The organism is Saccharothrix longispora, assembly GCF_030852425.1.
GTDB lineage: Bacteria > Actinomycetota > Actinomycetes > Mycobacteriales > Pseudonocardiaceae > Actinosynnema > Actinosynnema longispora.
Window position 1 is genome coordinate 14,524 of record NZ_NSDM01000026.1, and the last position, 21,550, is coordinate 36,073.

Annotated in this window: 9 protein-coding genes; 6 read left to right on the forward strand and 3 right to left on the reverse strand. The window is 76.2% G+C overall.

The features are described 5' to 3' along the window. Positions 1-143: 143 nt before the first annotated feature. On the reverse strand, positions 144-1,208 hold the full coding sequence (locus tag CKY47_RS34765) for a CobW family GTP-binding protein (protein WP_306750620.1): 1,065 nt from the start codon (positions 1,206-1,208) through the stop codon (positions 144-146). A 186-nt stretch (positions 1,209-1,394) separates the two neighbouring features. On the opposite strand from CKY47_RS34765, the gene CKY47_RS34770 reads away from it, so the two are divergent. Further along, positions 1,395-1,691, forward strand: a complete 297-nt coding sequence (locus tag CKY47_RS34770; RefSeq protein WP_306750621.1) for a hypothetical protein — start codon at positions 1,395-1,397, stop codon at positions 1,689-1,691. A 60-nt stretch (positions 1,692-1,751) separates the two neighbouring features. Here the strand turns inward: CKY47_RS34770 and CKY47_RS34775 are convergent, their stop codons facing one another. Then, positions 1,752-2,120 (reverse strand): hypothetical protein, encoded by a 369-nt coding sequence (locus CKY47_RS34775; protein WP_306750622.1) that lies wholly within the window; start codon positions 2,118-2,120, stop codon positions 1,752-1,754. Between the two features lie 411 nt (positions 2,121-2,531). Further along, entirely contained in the window at positions 2,532-3,692 is a 1,161-nt protein-coding gene (locus CKY47_RS34780; protein ID WP_306750623.1) for a GTP-binding protein, read from the reverse strand. Positions 3,693-4,137: 445 nt separating this feature from the next. Here CKY47_RS34780 and CKY47_RS34785 point away from each other — a divergent pair, with 445 nt between their 5' ends. Genes CKY47_RS34785 through CKY47_RS34805 form a run of 5 tightly spaced genes read left to right on the forward strand, consistent with a single transcriptional unit; the run spans position 4,138 to position 21,542 of the window. Further along, complete coding sequence (locus CKY47_RS34785; RefSeq protein ID WP_306750624.1) at positions 4,138-8,151, forward strand: non-ribosomal peptide synthetase; 4,014 nt, start codon at positions 4,138-4,140, stop codon at positions 8,149-8,151. Next, positions 8,148-14,468, forward strand: a complete 6,321-nt coding sequence (locus CKY47_RS34790) for an SDR family NAD(P)-dependent oxidoreductase (protein ID WP_306750625.1) — start codon at positions 8,148-8,150, stop codon at positions 14,466-14,468. Before CKY47_RS34785 ends, CKY47_RS34790 begins: the two co-directional genes overlap by 4 nt. 47 nt (positions 14,469-14,515) lie before the next feature. Beyond that, positions 14,516-16,021, forward strand: a complete 1,506-nt coding sequence (locus tag CKY47_RS34795; RefSeq protein ID WP_306750626.1) for an ABC transporter substrate-binding protein — start codon at positions 14,516-14,518, stop codon at positions 16,019-16,021. Beyond that, complete coding sequence (locus CKY47_RS34800; protein ID WP_306750627.1) at positions 16,021-16,956, forward strand: ABC transporter permease; 936 nt, start codon at positions 16,021-16,023, stop codon at positions 16,954-16,956. Before CKY47_RS34795 ends, CKY47_RS34800 begins: the two co-directional genes overlap by 1 nt. Further along, positions 16,953-21,542 (forward strand): ATP-binding cassette domain-containing protein, encoded by a 4,590-nt coding sequence (locus CKY47_RS34805; protein ID WP_306750628.1) that lies wholly within the window; start codon positions 16,953-16,955, stop codon positions 21,540-21,542. Before CKY47_RS34800 ends, CKY47_RS34805 begins: the two co-directional genes overlap by 4 nt. Positions 21,543-21,550 lie beyond the last annotated feature (8 nt).

Consider the following 21,550-nt stretch of genomic DNA (forward strand, 5'->3'; position numbering starts at 1 on the left):
GGGTGGCCTGTGGTGGTGTGGCCTTCGTGCGGCGTGACGCCGGAGGAGATGGCCGAGCGCCTCGGCGGTCGACGACACGACTTCCGGGGGCGGACCTCCTCGCCCGAGTCGGCGCTGGACTGGAGGTCGTTCCGCCGCGGTGTTCAGGTGAGCTGTTCGCGCGATCCGGGGAAGGGGTCGGCGAACCGCAGTTCGGCCGCCAGTGCGCACTCCTCGTCGGTGAGCAGCGCTTCCCGCAGGGCGGAGGCGACCACCTCGGGCGAGGAGCGGTGCGAGACGACCACCAGTTCCTGGGCGCGGTCGCCCGTGCGCGGGTCCCAGCCCGTCGCGGTGGTCCGCGGCCGGTCGTCCACCGCGGCCGGCCACGGGCCCGCTTCCCCGATCCGCAGCGACCTGCCCGCCGCTTCCAGCCACAGGGCGGTGTCGTGGCGGCTCGCCAACCGGACCCGGCCCCGGATGCGGACGGCGCCGCGGCAGAGTGCGACGAGGACCCGCTCCAGGCGCGCGGGGTGGAAGGCGCGTCGGGCGGTGAAGTGCACGAGGTGGACCCCGTGGGCCGGTTCGCGGGGCGGTTCGCCGTGGAGCACGGGACCGAAGGTGTCGTCCACCTCGCCCCGTCGCGAGTCGGCGGGGATGGCGGCCAGCAGTGCCGGGACGTCCAGGTGGGCCAGTTCCTGCCGCGCGGCGGTCGGGTTGAGCCGGTCGAGGACCGCGGTGACCCGCTCGTCCTCCGGTCCGGTGAGCACCAGCGCGTCGGCGAACTCGGCCTGGCCCACGACCAGTTGCGCCACGGTGCGGTCGTCACCGGGGGCGGCGCCCAGGCCGCGGTCGGCGAGGAGTTCGCCGCCGGTCGCGTCGGACAGCCACGTGGCCCGGTCGACGACGGTCACGACGGCGGTGACGCGGATCGGCTCGTCCGTCAGCGCGAGGCACACCGCCTCGGGTTCCAGTGCCGGGTCCAGGTGCACCACCACCGGTCCGTCCAGGCTCCGCAGCAGCGGCAGCAGGTCGTGACGCATCGTGCACGACACGCAGCCGTGCTCCAGGTGCAACTCGGTCAACAGGCCGTCGACCCAGCGGCGCACGACGCCGTCGGACAACCGGCGCAGGTCGTGGCGGACCAGTACCGCGCCCGGCAGCGCGTGCCACACCTCCTCCGCCACGACGTGCTCTTCCGACCCGGTGACGAGAACGACGGAGGTACCCATGCGGGCACTGTAAATGAAAACCATTATCAATACAATGGCGACTGGTCGAGGGTGGTGCCGGCATTCGGGTGAGCGTGCGACATGCGGCATACATGCGCATGACCTAATGTGTTGTTGCGCTCGGTCACGAGCACTGAGACGTTCGGGCGCTTTTGACGCCCCGGCGGTACCGAAAGGCGGAACCCCATGACCACCGCACACCTGGAGCACACCGACCACGACCACGTGCACGGCGAGGGCTGCGGCCACGTGGCCCTGCCGCACGAGGGCCACGTCGACTACGTGCACGACGGCCACCTCCACCGGGGGCACGACGGGCACTTCGACGAGTGCGAGCCGGCCGACCACGGCGCCCACGACGACCACGACCACGCGCACGGCGAGGGGTGCGGCCACGTCGCGGTCCCGCACCGCGACCACGTCGACTACCTGCACGACGGCCACCGCCACGCCGTCCACGGTGAGCACTACGACGAGCACTGACCCGCGGTCGCGGTCCCGCCCGCCGGGCCGCCGGACGGCTGTCCCGCGGTGCGGCCGTCCTCACGTCGCCGGGCCGCCGGTCGGTCCCGGGTGCGGGCGGGCCCGGTCGACCCTGGCGGCGAGTTCCCCCAGGACCACGTCGCGCACGTTCCCGGGCAGTGGTGCGGGCACGTCGACCAGTGCGCTGCGGCTGGTGACGCCGGTCGGTCCGGCGTCCGTCAGCAGGTCGGGCCAGCCCCCGGTCCGGCGCACCCGACCGGGTCGGGCCTCGGACCAGGCGGTGAACCAGCGGTTGTGCGCCTCGTCGAGGCGCACCTCCAACCCGGGGCGCCCGACGCCCACGTCCCAGGACAGGCACCGCGCGGGCAGCCCGCCCTCGACGAGGCAGAGGGTGCCGCCCGGGCGCAGCAGGCCGGCGAGGCCCGCCACCGCCGCGCCCCGGTCCCCTCGTGTGGTGCACGCAGGCGGCCGACCACACCGCGCGCACCGCCTCCTCCAACAGGGGCGGACCGTCGTCCAGGTCGTGCAGGACCGGCCGAACGCGGTCCCGCACGCCTGCTTCCCGCGCCGAGCGGAGCACCGCGTCGAGCACGGCCGGGTCGTTGTCCACGGCGTAGACCCGGCCGGTGTCCCCGACCGCGCGCGACGGTGACCGCGCCCGCGCCCGGCCCGACATCCGCGACGACGTCGCCCGGGCGGACGCGCAGCGGTGCCAGGAGGGACGAGTGGGCGGCCAGGAAGACCGCCTCGGCCGCCCCCGGTTCCCGTGTGGATGTTCCGGTGCCGTCACGTGGAGCGGTCGTGGTCATCGTCGCCGTCCTGGTCCCCGGTGTCGTCCGGTCAGAGCTGCGCGGTGTGCCGCGGCAGGGGGAAGTGGTGCTCGTGGTCGTGCGCGTCGAGGTCGTCCCAGGCGGGCAGCGGGTCGTCGAACCGCCGCCACGCCGTCGGGCCGCCGGCCAGCTCGTCGTCGGTGAGCAGGGCGGGGTCGAGGCGGCGACGGGGTTCGTCGCGGTCGAGGCCCACGCCGATGAACACCAGCTCCTGGCGCGCGGTGTGGCCGTCGAGCAGCTCACCCGGCTCGATGGTCAGGTTCGGCCCGGCCTGGGACCACACGGCGAGGGTGTGCGGGCGGCTGGCGATGTGGCAGAAGCCCTTGCTGCGCACCACGCCGTGCCAGTCCTCCAGCGCGGCGGCGAGCCGGGCGGGGTGGAAGGGCCGGTCGGCCCGGTAGGTGGCCGAGCGGATGCCGTACTCCTCGGTCTCCGGGGTGTGCGACCCGGCCAGCTCCTCGGCCCAGCCCGGTGACGTGGCGGCGGTGACCGGGTCGTAGCGACCGGTGTCGAGCACGTCGGCCAGGTCGACCACGCCGCGGTGGGAGCGGACCAGCCGGGCGTTCGGGTTGAGCTCGCGCAGCAGTGCCTCCACGGTGGCGAGCCGGTCGGGCGTGGCGAGGTCGGTCTTGTTGAGCACCAGCACGTCGGCGAACTCGACCTGGTCGACCAGCAGGTCGGAGATGCCGCGCTCATCGCCTTCGCCGGCGGAGATGCCGCGCTCGTCGAGCCGGTCGCCGCGTTCGAGTTCCACCATGAAGGTCGAGGCGTCGACCACGGTGACCATGGTGTCGAGACGCGCGTGGTCGGACAGGCTGGTGCCGTCCTCGAAGGTCCACTCGAACGTCGCCGCGACCGGCATCGGCTCGGAGATGCCGGTGGACTCGATGAGGATGGTGTCGAAGCGGCCCTCCCGGGCGAGCGCGCCGACGCTCTCGAGCAGGTCTTCGCGCAGGGTGCAGCAGATGCAGCCGTTGGTCAGCTCCACCAGGCGCTCGCCACCCCTGCCCGACACCAGCGAGGCGTCGATGTTGACCTCGCTCATGTCGTTGACGACCAGGGCGACCCGGCGTCCCTCGCGGTTGGCCAGCACGTGGTTGAGCAGGGTGGTCTTGCCCGCGCCGAGGAAGCCGGACAGGACGGTGACGGGAACGCGGGGATCTGCGGTCATGGGGTTCTCCGGGTGGGAGGGCGGACGTGCTCCGCTCGACCGGTGGAGCGCACCCGGTCGGTCGACGTCCTCGGCGGGGTGGGGGAGCGGTGCCACCTCGCGGCCGTTCTCGGTGGAGTCGCCGTGAGGACACGGCGGCTCCAGAAGAATATGACAATCGTTTCCATTATTTTAGCCCGCCGGGCACGCGAAGGTCGAGGGGGTGTGGGGGCGACCGCTCTCGTCCGGCGTGGAACGGCGTTGGCGTCCGGGGCGGGCGCCGGGTGGCGTCTTCAGGACCGCGCACGGTGGTTGCGCCATCCGGCGGATGGAGAGCGGGGTTGCAGCTGGGCTGAACGGCCCAGTTCGCCTCCGATGCCGGCGAACTTATGGAAATGATTGTCGTTGTCCTGTAGGAACTCGGGTGCCACCCGAGCGCCCCTCGCCTTGCTCCCGGAGGAGACGTATGAGTTCCGCACCCGTGTCCGCTGATGTCACCTCGGTCGCCGCCTGCGTGGCCGACGTGCTCGGTCTGGTCGAGACCGAGGTGGACGTGGACGCTCTGCTCAGCGAGTTGGGCCTGGAGTCGTTCACCGCGGTGCGACTGCGCCGCAGGCTGCTCACCGACCTCGGCGTGGACCTGCCGCTGACGGCGTTCCTCGGACGCGCCACGGTGCGCAGCGTCGCCGCCGGGGAACGGGACCCCGGCGCGGACGAGCCGTTCCCCCTGACACCGATCCAGTCCGCCTACCTGGTGGGGCGCGAGCCGCTGTTCCCCCTGGGGGGCGTGGCGACGTTCTTCTACCACGAGTACGACCGCGTTCCCGGCGGCGACCAGGAGGCGGACCTCGCGGCGCTGGAGGCCGCGTGGAACCGCGTCGTGGCCCGGCACCCGATGCTGCGCATGGTGATCACCCCCGACGCACGGCAGCGCGTGCTGACCGAGGTGCCCGTCTACCGGTTCGAGCGCGTCGACCTGCGTGACACCGCCGACGTCGACGCGGCGCTGGACGCGATCCGCGCCGAGTCCTCCCACCAGGTGCGGCCGGCCGACCGGTGGCCGTTGTTCGACATCCGCGCGGCCCTGCTGCCCGACGGCCGCACGCGCCTGTACGTCGGCATCGACGTGCTCACCGTCGACCTGGGCTGCTGGTTCCAGCTCATCCGCGAGTGGGGCGCGCTCGTCGCCGACCCGGACGCCGCGCTGCCCGAGCAGACCACCACGTTCGCCGAGTTCGTGCGCCGCCGCGCCGACGACCCCGCCGAGCAGCGGCGGCGCGAGACCGACAGCCGCTACTGGTCGGAGCGCGTCCTGCCGCCCGGCCCCGACCTGCCGTGGCTGCGCCCGGCGGCCGAACTCGGCGTGCCCCGGTTCACCCGCAGGCAGACCGGGCTCGACGAGACCGAGTGGGCCGCGTTGCGCAAGCGGGCCGCCGGGCACGGCCTGAGCCCCACCGGCGTCCTGCTCGCCGCGTTCGGGCTGGTGCTCGACCGGTGGGGCGCCACCGCGCCGTTCAGCCTCAACACCACGCTGTTCGACCGGGCCGACCTGGCCGCCGCCGACCGGACACCCGGCCTGGAGCACGTGGTCGGCGACTTCACCTCGACGGTCCTGGTGGACGTGGCGGTGCCGGACCTCACGGCGTGGCGGGGGTTCGCCGACTACGCGGTCGCCGTCAACCGCCGGTTCTGGTCCGACATGGACCACCGCTCGGTGTCCGGGATGGAGGTCGCGCAACGGCCGGGCGACCCGGGCGCGGCGCCCGCGCACCCGGTGGTGTTCACCAGCGGCGTCGGCCTGTCCGGTGAAGGACCCGCGCCCACCGACTGGCTGGGGCGCGAGGTGTTCGGCGTGTCCCAGACCCCGCAGGTGCTGCTCGACCACATCGTCTACGACGAAGCGGGCCGGTTGAAGATCGCCTGGGACACCGTGGACGGCGCGCTCGCCCCGGACTTCGTCGACGGCATGCGCGACGCGCACGTGCGGCTGCTGCGCCGCCTGGCCTGCGCGGACGACTCGTGGACCGACCCCGCCCTGGGCTGGGACCCGGCCTTCCTGCCCGACCCGCCGCTCACCGCCGCGCCGTTCCCCGACGCGGGCCCGCTGCTGGACGACCCCGCCCGCACCGCCGCCGTCCCCCACGCCGACGCACCGGCGGTCATCACCACCGGGGGCGCGGTGACGCACCGCGAACTGTCCGACCGGGCCGACCGCGTCGGCGCCGTGCTGGCCGGCGCGGGACTCGGACCCGGCGACCTGGTGGCCGTGGTCGCCCCCAAGGGCGTCGACCAGGTCGTCGCGGTGCTGGGGATCAACCGCAGCGGCGCCGGGTACGTGCCGGTCGAGCCGGGGTGGCCCGACGCCCGCGTCGCCGCCCTGTGCGAACGCGCCTCCATCCGGCACGCCGTCGTCGCCCCCGGCACCGGCACGAACTGGCCCGACGGCGTCGTCGTGCACCGGCTCGACGCGGACGGCGTGCTCGCCGGCCCCGAGGCCGCGCCGCGCCGCGCCGAGCCCTCCGACCTGGCGTACGCCATCTTCACGTCCGGGTCCACCGGAACCCCCAAGGGCGTCGCCGTCGAGCACCGCGCCGTGCGCACCACCCTCGACGACCTCGCCGAGCGGTTCCCCCTGGACGCCGACGACCGCGTCCTGGGCCTGTCGGCGTTCAGCTTCGACCTGTCGGTCTACGACGTCTTCACGCTGCTCGGCGTGGGCGGCGCGGTCGTGCTGCCCGACCCCGAGCGGCAGCGCGACCCGGGTCACTGGCTCGACCTCATGGCCGAGCACCGCGTCACGGTGTGGAACACCGCACCGGCGTTGCTGGAGATGCTGGTCGAGTACGCCGAGATCGACCCCGACCTGGCCCGCGAGGCGCTGAGCCGGCTGCACCTGGTGTTCCTGTCCGCGGACTGGATTCCCGTCACCCTGCCCGACCGCCTGCGCGCCCTCGCGCCCCACGCGCGGGTCGTCTCGCTCGGCGGCGCGACGGAGGGCTCGATCTGGTCGATCTGCCACCCGATCGGCGACGTCGACCCCGCGTGGCCGAGCATCCCCTACGGCCGCGCCCTCACCGGCCAGTCCTTCCACGTCCTCGCCCCCGACGGCAGGCCCTGCCCGGTCGGCGTCGACGGCGAGCTGCACATCGGCGGCGACGGCCTGGCCCGCGAGTACGTCGGCGACCCGGTGCAGACCGCGCAGCGCTTCTTCCACCACGACGTCCTGCGGCGCAGGCTCTACCGCACCGGCGACCTCGGCCGCTGGCGCACCGACGGCACCATCGAGTTCCTCGGCCGCGTCGACCGGCAGGTCAAGATCCGCGGGCACCGCATCGAGCTCGGCGAGGTCGAATCCGTGCTCGACCGCGCGCCGGGCGTGCGCAAGTCGGTGGCGAAGTCGGTGCCCGGACCGGACGACCGGCCGCGCCTGGTCGCGTTCGTCGCCCCGGCGGACCCCTCGTCCCCGCCCGGTGACGAGGACCTGATCGCGCTGCTGCGCTCCTCGGTGCCGGAGTTCATGGTGCCCAGCAGGTTCGTGCACCTGCCGGAGTTCCCGGTCACCGCCAACGGCAAGATCGACTACGCGGCACTGGGCAACCCCTACCGCCGCACCTCCGCTCCCGCACCGTCCCGGCCCGCCGTCCCCGAAGCCGTCGCCGTGGCGCAGGTTGCCGCGGCGCCGGTCGAACGACCGACGCCCTCCGCGACGGTCGCCGACGGCTTCGGCGCGCTGCTCGGGTCGGCCGGACGGCGCGGCCTCGGGATCACCATCACCGTCACCCCCGGAGCACTGCCGCCGATCGAGGCGTTGACGGCCGCCGCGGAGTGGGCTCACGAGGTCCGGCAGCACGCCGCCGCCTCCGGTGTCGCCCTGGTCGAGCGGCTGCCCGACTCCGGCCTGCTGGCCGTGGACCTCGGACACCCGCCCGCCGCCGGGGTGCGTCCCTCCACCACCGCGCCGCCGCCCGCGGTCACCCGCGACCACCCGGAGATGTCGGACCCCCGTGGCACAGTGAACGCAGGGGACCCCCTGGGCGGGGACCTCCGCCACAGCGCGGGCACCCACGCGGTCCCGGTCGTCGAGGGAGCCGATCCCGCCGTCGAGCGGGCGGTGTCCGACGTGGTCGGTGACCTGCTCAAGGCCCCGGTGGACGCCACCACACCGTTCTTCCGCCTCGGCGCGACCTCCCTCACCCTCGTGCTCGCCCACCGCCGCCTCGCCGCCGAACTGGCGCCGGAGCTGACCGTGGTCGACCTGTTCGCCAACCCCACGGTCCGCGACCTCGCCCTGTTCATCACCCGGCAGCGGCACCCCGGCACCCCGGCGACCCCCGAGCCGGCCACCGCACCACCGGTCACGGCACCGACCACCGCACCACCGGCCACCGCACCACCGACCGGCGCGGCACCCGCCGACCGGCAGGACGCGGCGGCCCGCCGCCGTGCCGCGCGGGTCCTCGCCGGCGAGGTGGCCCGATGAGCCCGATCGCCGTCACCGCCGCCGCCTGCCGCTTCCCCGGCGCCCCCGACGCGCGGAGGTTCTGGGAACTGCTGCGCGACGGGAACGAAGGACTGCGCCGGTTCACCGACGACGAACTCGACGCGCGCGGCGTCCCGGCCGCGCTGCGCCGCCACCCCGACTACGTCCCCGTCGGCGGCATCATCGAGGGGCAGGACCTGTTCGACCCGCTGCCCTTCGGCCTCACCGACGCCGAAGCCGCCCTGATGGACCCGCAGCAGCGGCTGTTCCTGGAGTGCGCGTGGCAGGCGCTGGAACAGGCCGGGCACGGCGGCGGCGCGGGCGTGGACTCCGTCGGCGTGTTCGCCGGCGCCATGCACAGCTCCTACCTGACCAGCAACCTCGCCGGCCGGTGGGACCCGACCGGCGGTGGGCTCGACCCCATCGGCAGCCTCCAGACGGCCATGTCCACCCAGGCCGACTACCTGCCGCTGCACACCGCCTACCGGCTCGACCTCACCGGCCCGGCGATCAGCCTCAACACCACCTGCTCGACGTCGCTGGTCGCCGTGCACGTCGCCGCCCAGTCGCTGCTGGCGGGGGAGTGCGACATGGCGCTCGCCGGCGGGGTGTCGCTGATCGTCCCGCAGGGCCACGGCTACCGGTACGTGCCCGAGGGCATCTTCTCGGTCGACGGCCGGGTGCGGGCGTTCTCCGCCGAGGGCACCGGCATCGTCTACTCCCAGGGCGTCGGCGCCGTCGTGCTGCGCAGGCTCGACGACGCCCTCGCCGACGGCGACCCCGTCCTGGCGGTGCTGCACGGCAGCGCGGTCAACAACGACGGCGCGGACAAGGCCGGGTTCACCGCGCCCTCGGTGCGCGGCCAGGCCCGCGTCGTCGCCGAAGCGCTCGCGGTGTCCGGGATCGACCCGCGCGACGTCGGCTACGTCGAGGCGCACGGCACCGGCACCCGCATCGGCGACCCGATCGAGGTCGCCGCGCTGCGCAAGGCGTTCGGCGGCACCGGGCCGGCCTGGTGCGGGCTCGGGTCGGTCAAGAGCAACATCGGCCACGCCAACTCCGCCGCCGGGATCGCCTCGTTCATCAAGGCCGTGCTCGCCGTCCACGAGCGGACCCTGCCCGCCACCCTGCACGCCCACCCGCTCAACGACCGGCTCGGCCTGACCGGCTCGCCGTTCGAGGTGGTCACCGAGACCCGCCCGTGGGACACCCCGCCGCACGCGGGCGTCAGCTCCTTCGGCATCGGCGGCACCAACGCCCACGTCCTGATCGGTCCCGCACCGACCCGGCCCGCCGGCGAACCCGACCCCCGGCCGCAGGTCCTCGTGTTCTCCGCGCACGAGAAGGCGGCCCTGCCCGCCGCCGTCGTGCCGCCGGGGGAGCCGTGGGCCGACGTGGCGCACACCCTCCAGTCCGGCCGCACCCACCTGCCGCACCGCGTGGCCGCCGTGGCGCTCGACGACGGCGATGTCCGGTTCGGCGCGCCCGCGACCGCAGACACCCCGCCCAGGATCGTCTTCGCCTTCCCCGGCGGGGGCAGCCAGCGCGCGGGCATGGGCGCCGACCTCTACACCGGGGAACCGGTGTTCGCCCGCGGCGTCGACGAGTGCGCCGCGCTGTTCGACGACCTGCTGGGCACCGACGTGCGCTCCGTCGTCCTCAGCGACGACGAGGCGCTCGCCGAGGACGCGGCCACCGGACTGCCCGCCCTGTTCACCGTCTCGGTGGCCACCGCCCGCCTGCTCGCCTCCTGGGGGGTCCGACCCGACGTCCTGCTCGGCCACAGCCTCGGCGAGTACGCCGCGGCCGTGGTGTCCGGCGCGCTCGACCTGCCCGAAGCCGCCCGACTGGTCGCGGTCCGCTCCACCGCCATGGCCCGCGCCGCCGGCGGCGGGACGATGCTGGCCGTCCCGCTGGGCGAGGCCGAGGTGACGGCCCTGCTCGCCGAGCACCCCCGCGTCGACCTCGCGGTGGTCAACGCCCCGGACGCCTGCGTGGTGTCCGGTCCCGCCGACGCCGTCGACGCCCTCGCCGCCGTGCTGACCGCGCGCGGTGCCCGCGTCTCCCGCCTCCCCCTCGACTCCGCCGCCCACTCCCGGCTCATCGAACCCGCGCTCGGCCCCATGCGGGACGCCGTGCGGTCACTGCGGGCCGGCAAGCCCGAACTGCCCGTCGTCAGCTCCCTCACCGCGGCCGCGGTCGGACCGGAGTTCGCCGACCCCGGGCACTGGGTGCGCCAGCTGCGCGAGCCGGTGCGGTTCTCCGCCGCGCTCGCCACCGCCCTGGCCGAACCCCGCCGCACGGTGCTGGTGCAGGTCGGCCCCGGCGCGGCACTGGCCGCACTCGCCCGCCGGCACGGCGCAGCCCACCTGGCCGCCACGCTGACCACCTTCGACACCGACGGCACGGGCGCCGACCTGGCCGCCTGCCGCGCCGCACTGGGCGAGCTGTGGGCCCACGGCGCCGGCGTCGACCTCACCGCCCTGCACCGACCCGGGCGCCGCCGCGTCACCGCACCCGGCTACGCCTTCCGGCGGCGCGCGCTCTGGGTCGAACCGCGCGAGGCACCGCGCGAGGAGACCGCGACCGAACTGCTCCAGGTCCCGGTCTGGCACCAGCAGCCGCCGCTGCCACCGGCCCGCGTGGACGGCCGGTGGCTCGTCACCGGCACCGACGCCGCGCCACTGGCCGAAGCCCTCGCGCGCGCCGGCGCCGAGGTGGTCGCCGACGCGGCCGGGCGGCCCGTGCGCGGTGTGCTCGTCGTGGTCGGCGAGGGGGAGACGCCCGCCGAGGCGCGCACCACCATCCTCGACCACGCGGCGCTCGCCGCGCTCGACCCGCGCCCCGACTTCCTGTTCCAGGTCACCACCGGCGCCTGCCGCGTCGTCCCGGGCGACCGGCCCGCACCCGGCACCGCCACCGCCCGCGCCCTGCCCCGGGTGATCGCCCAGGAGAGCCCCGGTCTCGCCTGGCGCACCGTCGACGTGCCCGACACCGGCTCCACCGCCGACGCCCTCGTCGCGGAACTGGCCGACCTGCTCGACCCGGGCACCCGACCCGGCGCCGAGGTGGCCCTGCGGGACGGCACGCGGTTCCTGCGCACCCTCGCACCCTGGCCGGTGACCCCCGAACCGCCGACCGGAGGCACCGCGCTCGTCCTGGGCGGCCTCGGCGACGTCGGCCTCACCATGGCCCAGCACCTGGCCCGCCACGGCACGCGGGTCGTGCTCACCTCCCGCTCCGGCGACGACCCGGAGCGCGCGGCCGCCGTGCGGACGCTGGTGGAGCGCGGGCACGACGTGAGCGTCCGGGTGGCCGACGCCGCCGACGAGCAGAGCACCCGGGCACTGCTGGACGAGCTGCGCCCGGACCTGGTCGTGCACGCGGCGGGCGTCGTGGCCACGGCCGACCTGCGGCCCATGCGGTCCGTCGGTCCGGAGCAGGTGGACGGCCACCTGCACGCCAAGGCCGCGGGCGCGCTCGCGCTGCGCGCCGCGATCGACGCGCTGCCCGCCGACGCCCGCCCGCGCACCGTGCTGCTGATGTCCTCCGCCGGCACCCTGGTCGGCGGGATCGGCACCGGTCCCTACTCGGCGGGCAACGCCTTCCTCGACGCCCTCGCCGAAGGCCGCACCGACCGCGAACCCCGCTGGACCAGCGTGGTCTGGGACGCCTGGAAGGTCGGGCCGCTGGGCACCGAGCGCGAGGTCAACCTCGACTTCGCCCTGGACGCCGCCACCGGCATGGCCGCGCTCGACGCGGTGCTCACCGCCTGCCGCACCGGGCACGCGCCACCCGTCGTCGCGGTGTCCACCACCGACCTGCGCGACCGGGTCCGCCGAGCCGCCACCGCCGTCGCCGTCGAGCCCGCCGGGACCGACACCGACCTGGGACCGGTGGAATCGGTCGTCGCCGGGACGTGGTCGGAGCTGTTCGGCGTCCGCGTCGGGTCCGCGGAGGCCGACTTCTTCGCCCTGGGCGGCCACTCGCTGGTGGCGACCCGGATGCTCGCCGCCCTCGGCGAGCGCTACGGCACCCGCCTCGGCCTGCGGGACCTGCTGGCCAACCCGACCGTGGGCGGCCTGGCCGCGCACATCGCCGCCCACGCCGGCACCACGTCCCCGGCCGCACCCGCGGCGGTCGTGCCGGGCAGCGGCACCGACGCCGACGGCACCTTCCCCATGACCCGCGTGCAGCACGCCTACTGGGTCGGCCGCGACGGCGGGTACGCCCTCGGCGGCACCGCCTGCCACTTCGCGCTGGAGTACGACTGCCCCGACCTGGACCTCGACCGCTACGAGCGGGCGTGGAACCGGGTCATCGCCCGGCACCCGCTGCTGCGGGCCATCGCCACCCGCCAGGGCCGGATGCAGGTCCTCGATCACGTCCCGCACTACCGCATCCGCACGATCGACCTCGCCACCGCCGACGACGACAAGCGGGAACAGCGCCTGGCACGGCTGCGCGACCAGGTGTTCCGCCGGCCCGGACCGTCCGACCGCTGGCCCCTGGTCCAGGTGCGCGCGGCCCGGCTGCCCGGCGGGCGCACCAGGCTGTTCCTCGGCGTCGACGTGCTGATCTGCGACGCCGCCAGCTACTGGATCATCGACCGCGAGCTCCAGCACTTCTACGAACACCCCGACACCGACCTGCCCGAGGTGGGCACCACCTTCGCCGACTGCGTCGCCGCGCTCGACGCCCGACGCGGCACCCCCGGGTGGCAGCGCGCCGCCGAGCACTGGCGCGCCCGCCTGGACGACCTCCCCGCAGCACCCGCGCTGCCGGTGGACACCACCGTCGGGAGCGCGCGCTTCACCCGCCGGGCCGTGCGCCTGGACCGCGACCGGTGGGCGGCCTTCCAGGCCGCCGCGGCCGAGCACGGCGTCACCCCCACGGCGGCGCTGCTGGCCGCCTACACCGACGCCCTGGGCGACTGGACCGGCCAGGACCGGTTCGCGGTCACGCTCACCCTGTTCGACCGGCCCGCGATCCACCCGGCCGTGGACTCCGTGGTCGGCGACTTCACCTCGCTGCTGCTGCACGAGACCGACCGCGCCGCCGCGCCCGACTTCGCCGAGCACGCCCGCCGCACCCAGGCCGCGCTGTTCACCGACCTGGACCACCGCGAGTTCTCCGCCCTGGAGGTGCTGGCCGAACGCGCCACCCGCACCGGCGAGGTCACCTCCGTGCCGGTGGTGTTCACCAGCGCCATCGGCCTGGCCGACGTCATCGGCGGCGACCGCGACCTCCAGTGGGCGGGCGAGCAGGTCGGCGCGCTGAGCCAGACCCCGCAGACGTGGCTCGACCACCAGGTGCTCGAACAGCGCGGCGAACTGCTCGTGCAGTGGGACGCCCTGGAACCGGTGCTGCCGCCCGAGGAGGTCGACCGGGTCTTCGCCCGCTACACCGCGCGCCTGCGCGAGCTGACCGACCCGGCCGCGTGGGGCGCCTGGCCCGTCGAGGACGTCGCCATCACCCTGCGCGAGGGCACCGGCGACCGCACCCTGTTCCTGCTGCACCCCTCCGGCGGGGACGTGCTCTGCTACGGGGGGCTGTCCCGGGACCTCGACGAGCGGCTCACGGTCGTCGGCATCACCGACCCCGGCCTGGCCGGGCACACCGCGCCCACCGACCTCACCGCGCTGGCCCGCCGCTACGCCGGGGTGCTGCGCCGCGTCCAACCCACCGGGCCCTACCTGCTCGGTGGCTGGTCCATGGGCGGCAGCCTCGGCCACGAGGTCGCCCGCGTGCTGCACGAGCAGGGCGAGCACGTGGCGCTGCTGGTGATGCTGGACTCCAACGACCCCACCTACATCACCCCCGTGACCGGCGACGTCGAGGGCGAGGTGCTGGCCCGCCACCTCGGCGCGCTGGAGGCCTACCTCGACGTGGACCTCGGCCTCGGCGGCGACGACCGGTCCGCGTTCCTCGCCCTGCCCCCGGAGCGCCGCCGGCAGGCGGCCACCGACCGGCTGCGCGCCCACCGGCTCCTGGGCGCCCGGGAGGACCTGCGCGACCGGGTCGCCGTCTTCGCCCGCCACCTCGCCGGACTCGCCGCCCACACCCCGCGCCCGCACACCGACCCCACCACGCGCACCGTCCTGCTGCGCGCCGACCACCGGGCCCCGCGCAACAGCGGCATCGGCATGGGCGTCGACGACACCCCGCCCGACCTGACCGACCTCGGCTGGTCGGCGCACCTCGCCGGGCCGCTCGACGTCACCGGCCTCGACGCCGACCACTACTCGCTCATGCGGCCACCCGCCGCGGCCACCGTCGCCCGGGCGCTCGACGCCGCCCTCAAGCCCTTCCTGTGATCAACCCCCGAAAGGCACCACCGATGAGCCGACACCGCCTCCGCCAGGTGTCCAGAACCGCCCTCGCGCTCGCCACCGCCACCGCGCTCGCCGCCGGGTGCGGCTCGGCGGACGACCGGGGCGCGCCCGCCGCCGTCCCCGACACCCTGCGCTACGTCACCGTCGGCGCCGCCGCCTCGGCCACCAACGACCCCCACGGCGGCATCCTCAACCAGTCCGACCTGGCGCGCTTCGCCCTGGTCTACGACGTGCTGGCCAAGCCGGGCGCGGACGGCGGGACCGAGCTGCGGCTGGCCGAGTCCATCACCCCCGACGCGGCGCTGACCCGGTGGACGGTCACGCTCCGCCCCGGCGCGACGTTCACCGGCGGCAAGCCCGTCACCGCCGCCGACGTGCTGTTCTCGCTGCGCCGCATCCACGGCAAGTCCGCCGAGAACTTCGGCCGCATGACGATGTTCGACCTCGACGCGTCGAGGGTCGTCGACGACTCCACCGTCGAACTGGTCACCACCAAGCCCTACGCCGAGGTGCCCCGCGCCCTGGAGTCGGTGACCTTCGTGGTACCCGACGGCACCACCGACTTCACCCGGCCCGTCCCCGGCTCCGGCCCGTTCACGCAGGTCGAGGGCACCCCGGAGGCCGCGGTGCTGGAGCGCAACGACGGGTGGTGGGGTCCCGCCCCCGCGCTGCGCCGCGTCGAGGTGCGCGCCGTGATCGACCCGCAGGCCCGCGCCCAGGCCGTGCTCACCGGGCAGGCCGACGTGGCGATCGGCGTCAACCCGGCCACCGCCGAGCAGGTGAAGGGCAACGCCGACTACGCGGTCGTGCACCGCGAGGCGATCACCCTCTACCCGTTCGTCATGCGCCTGGACCAAGCGCCGTTCGACGACGTCCGGGTGCGCGAGGCGATCAAGCTCGCCGCCGACCGCGACGCCCTGGTGGACAAGGTGTTCCTCGGCTACGGCAAGGCCGGCGGCGACCTGATCACCCCGGCCGACCCGATCAGCCCCGACCTGCCCGCCCGCACCCGCGACGTGACCAGGGCGCGCGACCTGCTCGCCCAGGCCGGTCACGCCGGCGGCCTGAACCTCACCCTGCACACCACCACCTCCTACCCGGGCATGGACACCGCCGCGCTGCTGTTCGCCGAGCAGCTGCGCGAGATCGGCGTCACCGCCGAGGTCGAGACCGCCCCGCCGGACACCTACTGGACCGAGGTGTGGGGCCGGCAGCCCTTCTACGTCGGCTTCTTCGGCGGCATCCCGTTCCTGGACGTGGCGCGGGTGTCGCTGCTGTCGGACGCGCCCACCAACGAGACCGGCTGGAAGCGCCCCGAGTGGGACGCCGGCTTCGACGCCGCCCTGGCCACCGCCGACCCCGCCGAGCGCACGAAGCGGCTCGGGCAGCTGCAGACCGCGCTGCGCGACGAAGGCGGCTACGTCGTCTGGGGCGCGGGCGACGGCCTGGACCTGGTCCGCGCGGGCGTGGAGGGCCTGCCCACCGGCCCCGGCTTCGAGAGCAGCTTCATCGAACGCACCCGCCTCACCCGCTGATGCCCGTGCTCCTCGGGACCGCCCGCGCGCTCGGCCGCGCGGCGCTGGTGCTGACCGCCGTGTCGGTGCTGGTGTTCCTGGCCACCGCCGCGCTGCCCGCGGACCCGGCACGGGCGCGCACCGGCGGTCGGGGCGACGTCACCGCGCTGCGCGCCGAGCTGGGCCTCGACCGCCCGCCGTGGACGCGGTTCGCCGGGTGGGCGGGCGACCTGCTGCGCGGTGACCCCGGGGTCTCGCTGGTGTCCGGCCGCCCGGTGACCGACCTGCTCGCCGCCCGCCTGCCCGCCACGCTCGCCCTGGTGGCCACCGCCGCCCTGGTGGCGCTGCCGCTGCTGCTCGCGGGCGGCTGGGCGGCGGGCAGGCGACCGCGCACGGCCGCCCCGCCGCTGGTGGCGGTGGCGGCCGTGCCGCAGGTGGTCGTCGCCACCGGCCTGGTGGCGGTGTTCGCCGGGGTGCTGGGGTGGTTCCCGGCGGTGTCGTTCGTGCCGGTCTCGGGCTCGGTGTGGGACCGGCCGGAGGCGCTGGTGCTGCCCGCGCTCGCCCTCGGCGTCCCGGCCGCCGCCTTCGGCGCGGGCCTGCTCGGCGGCGCGGTCGCCGACGCGCTGGCGCTGCCGCACGTGCGCGCGGCGCGGGTGCGCGGCCTGCCCGAGCCCGTGGTGCTGCTCCGCCACGTCGTCCCCGGTCTGGCAGCGCCGCTGCTGCGGGTGGCCGGCCTGGTCGTGGCGGGCATGACCGCCTCCAGCGCCCTCGTGGAGACCGTGTTCGGCTACGCGGGGCTGGGCGAGCTGCTCGTCGGCGCGGTCTCCACCGGGGACGTGCCCGTGGTGCAGGCGATCGCGCTGCTGTCGGCGGTGGTCGTGGTGGTCACCTCGACCGCGGCGGACCTGCCGGCCGGCACCCCGCCGGGCAGCACGCGATCGGGGAGCACGCGGTGACGCGGGTCGCGCTGCTCTGCGTCCTCGTCGTCGTGGTGCTCGGTGCGCTGTGGACCCCGCACGACCCGACCGCCGCGATCGGACCGGCCTGGTCGCCTCCGGGCGGTGACGCGCTGCTGGGCACCGACGCCCTGGGCCGCGACGTCCTCTCGCGCGTCCTGGCGGGCGGCGCCGACCTGCTCCTCGTCGCGCTCCTGGCCGCCGCGTGCGCGAGCGCGGTCGGCCTGGCCTGGGGCCTGGTGGCCGGCTGGACCGGGCGCGGCGGCGCGCTGCTCGCCGACGTGCTGATGGCCGTGCCGTTCCTGGTGCTGGCGCTGCTGTTCGCGGTCACCCTGCCCGGCTGGGCGGCCGTGGTCGCCGGCACGGTGTGCGGCGGCGCGCCGCTGACGGCGCGGCTGGTCGGCGACCTCACCCGGCGGGCCCGCGCGACCGGGTACGTCGAAGCGGCCCTCGGGCGCGGCGAGCCCACCGCGTCCGTGCTGTGCCGCGAGGTGCTGCCCTCCATCGCCCGCTACGCCGTCGCCGACGCCGCGCTGCGGTTCGTGGTGGCCCTGCAACTGGCCTCCGCGCTGGCGGTGCTCGGGTTCGGCGCCCGGCCACCCGCACCGGACTGGGGGCTGATGCTGCGGGAGAACCTGCCGGGGGCCGCGCTGAACCCGGCCGGTGTGCTGGGACCCGCCGCGGCGCTGACCGCGCTGTCGCTCGCGGTCGCCCTCGCCGGGCACGGCGCGGTTCCCCGGCCGCGCACCCCGCGTCGGGCGGCGGCGGAGGACCCGACCGGGGTGACGCCCGCGCGAGGGCTGTCGGTCGACGGGCTGTCCGTCGTGGACGGCCGGGGGCGCGTGCTGCTCGACGACTTCTCCGCGCTGGTCGCGCCCGGCGAGGTCGTCGGCCTCGCCGGGCCGTCCGGCGCGGGCAAGACCACCGCGGTCCGCGGGCTGCTGGACACCCTCGGCGGCGACGCGGTGAAGGTCGCCGGGACCACCCGCTGGCAGGGCCGGCCCGTCCGGCCCGGCCGCGCGGCCCGCCGCTGGCGGCGCGAGCACGTCGGGGTGCTCGACCAGGACCCGGCGGGCACCCTGGACCCGCGCCACACCGTCGGCCGCGCCCTGGGACCCGCCGGGCTCGCGGTGCTCGCCGACCTGGGTCTGGACCCGGCGGGGTTCCGCGACCGGCTGCCGCGCACCCTGTCCGGCGGACAGGCGCGCCGGGTGGCCCTGGCCCGCGCGCTCGCCGGCGCACCGGCCGTCCTCGTGCTGGACGAACCCACCGCCGGCCTGCACCCGGAAGCCGTCGACCTCGTGGCCCGCGCGGTCCTGGCCCGCCGCGGCGACCCGTCCCGGGCGACCCTGCTCGTCTCGCACGACGAGGCGTTCCTGGCGCGCGTCGCGGACCGCGTGCTCGCCGTCGGGGTCGTGGCCGCCGCGCACGTCGAGGCCCGCGAGCCCCGACCGCCGGGACCGACCGCGCTCTCGGTCGACCGGCTGACCGTGCGGCGGGGTGGCTCCACCGTGCTGCGCGGCCTCACCCTGGACGTCGCGGCGGGGGAGGTGGTCGCGGTCCTCGGCGAGTCCGGCAGCGGCAAGTCGACCCTGCTGCGCGCCCTGGCCGGCCTCGTCCCCGCCGACACCGGGGAGGTCCACCGCGGGCGGGTGGTCCTGCCGCCCGCCGTGGCCGACCGCGACCGCGCCGCGCTGCGGGCCGTGCAACTGCTGGCCCAGGACCCGGCCGACGCCCTCAACCCCGCCCACACCGCCGGCACCGCGATCACCCGACCGCTGCGCGTCCTCGGCGACGCCACGCGGAAGGCCGCCCGGTCGCGGGTGCCGGACCTGCTGACCGTCGTCGGGCTGGCCGCCGACACCGCCCACCGCCGCCCCGGGCGGCTCTCCGGCGGTCAGCGGCAACGCGTCGCCCTGGCCCGGGCGCTGGCGGCCGAACCCGCCGTGCTGCTGGCCGACGAACCCACCGCCGCCCTCGACCGCGCCACCGCCGCCACCGTGCTCGACCTGCTCGACGACCTGCGCGACCGCGGCCTGGCCGTGCTCGTCGCCACCCACGACCCCGCGGTGGCCGCCCGCGCCGACCGCGTCCTGCGGTTGTCCGCGGGACGCCTCACCACCGACCACCCCGCCCACCACGCGAACGGAGCCAGTCCCGTGTCCCCTGAGCAGACCGCCGAGCTGATCGCGCTGCTGGCCGACCACCCCTGGATCGCCTCCGCCGTCCAGGACGGCCCGCGCGTGCGGATCAGGCCCACCCGCGCGGCCACCGCGATGCGCCCGACGCCCGGGCCGCTGGTCCTGGAGCACCTGGAGCACTGGGGCGAGGTCTACGACTTCACCTACTCGACGGGCGCGGCCCGCCCGGTCGGCGAACCGGACTTCTCCGGGTGGCGGTCCTCCGAGACGGGGGAGCCGTTCCCGGTGGAGCACATGACCGACTGGGTGGAGCGCACGGTCGACCTGGTGCTGGCCGCCCGACCGCGGTGGGTGCTGGAGCTGGGCTGCGGCACCGGCCTGCTGGCGCACCGGCTGCGCCCGCACCTGGCGGGCTACGTGGGCACCGACGTGGCGCAGTCGGCCGTGGACCGCCTGGCCGCCGAGGCCGATCCCTCCTGCGCCTACGTCCGCGCCGCCGCGCACGAGGTCGCCTCACCGGGTGTCCTCGCCGCCCTCGCCCGCGCCGGCTTCCCCGCCGAGGGCCCGGACTGCGTGCTGGTCAACTCCGTCACCCAGCACTTCCCCCACGTCGAGTACCTGGCCGCGGTGGTCGTGGACGCGCTGCGGCTGCTGGCCCCCGGCGGGAGCCTGGTCATCGGCGACGTGCGGCACGCCGGCCTGCTGGAGGCCCACTGCCGGCGCGTCGAGGCGGCGGCCGACCCCGACCCGTCGACCCTGGACGAGCGCGCCAGGAGCCGCGCCGAGCGCGACGACGAGCTGAACTTCGACCCGGCCACCCTCGCCGCGGCCGCCGCCGGCGCCGGGCGGCCGGTGCGCGTCAGCGTGCACCCCAAGGCGCTGCGCGCCGACACGGAGCTGACCCGTTACCGGTTCGACGCGGTGCTGCGCGTCGACACCTCCACCACCGTCCGCCCGGCGGACGTGCCGTGGTCGGGCACGGCGGACCTGGTGGGGGCGGTCGACGCGGGCCGGCCGGTGCGCGTGACGGGCATCCCCAACCGGCTCCTGTCACCCGAGCCCGGCGGGGTCACGGCCCGTGAACTGGGCGACGCGCTCGTCGGCCGCGACGCCGCGGTCCTGCTCGACGTGCGCGACCCCGCGCTGCTGGAGGTGGTCGCGCCCGCCTCGGCGGCGGCCGCGCCCGCGGCGCTGGTGGCGGCCGGGCCCGCACGGGCGCACGAGCCGTTCACCGCGTTCCTGGTGCGCCGCCTCGGCGAGGTCGCGCGGGTCGCCGCGCGCCGCAACGGCCTGCCCGCGCCGGTGGTCACCGTCGACGCCGACCCGCTCGCCGACGCCGCCCGCGCCGCCGACGCGGCGATCGACGCCGAGGACGCCCGGCGCCTGCCCGCCTTCCTGCGCGACCTGGACCGGGTCGCCCTGCTGGCCATGGCCGCCACCCTCGGGCAGGCCGGCGCGGAGGGGACCGCCGAGGAGGTCGCCGACGCGCTGCGGGCCGCGCCGCGGCACCGCTGGATCGTGCGGCGCTGGCTGGCCGCGCTGGTCGAGGAGGGCATGATCGCCCACGACGGGCGCACCTACCGGGACGTGCTCGCGGTGTCCCGCGCCGAGCTGGAGGAGGCCGTCCGCGACATCGACCGCGCCCGCCGCGGCATGGGCTACCCGCCCGAGCTGACCCGGTTCTTCCAGAGCGCCACCCGGTACCTGCCCGAACTGCTGCGCGACGAGGTGGCGCTGCAGTCGCTGCTGTTCGCCGACGGCGAGACCGGCACCGCCGAGGGCGCCTACCGCGACAACCCGGTCAACCGCTACGCCAACGCCGCCGTCGCGCACCTGGTGCGCGCCCACGCCGGCACCCGGCCCGCCGGAAGGCCGTTGCGCGTGCTGGAGGTCGGTGCGGGCGTGGGCGGCACGACCGCCGACGTGCTGGCGGCGCTCGCCGACGTGCCGCTGGACTACCTGTTCACCGACGTCTCGCGGTTCTTCCTGCTCGACGCGGAGGAGCGCTTCGCCGGGGTCGACGGGCTGCGGTTCGGCACCTTCGACATCGACGGCGACCCGGCCGGCCAGGGCGTCGGCGCGGGGGAGCTGGACGTCGTGCTGGGGGCGAACGTCCTGCACAACGCGCGCGACCTGGGCGCGACCCTGCGCGGACTGCGCGACCTGCTCGTCCCCGGCGGGCTGCTGGTGTTCGTCGACACCACCCGCGAGATCCGCCAGCTGCTGACCTCGATGCAGTTCCTGATGTCGGCCCGCGCGGGCCGCGAACCGGCGGGTTCCGGGGACTTCCGCGCGGGCACCGGCCGCATCTTCCCCACCGAGGCCGAGTGGACGACCGAGCTGCTGGTCGCCGGGTTCGAGCCGGTGGGCTGCCTGCCCCCGCCGGGCCACGCCCTGCGGCCGATCGGGGTGCAGGTGTTCGCGGCGGTCCGCCCGTCGTCGTGAGCGGGCGG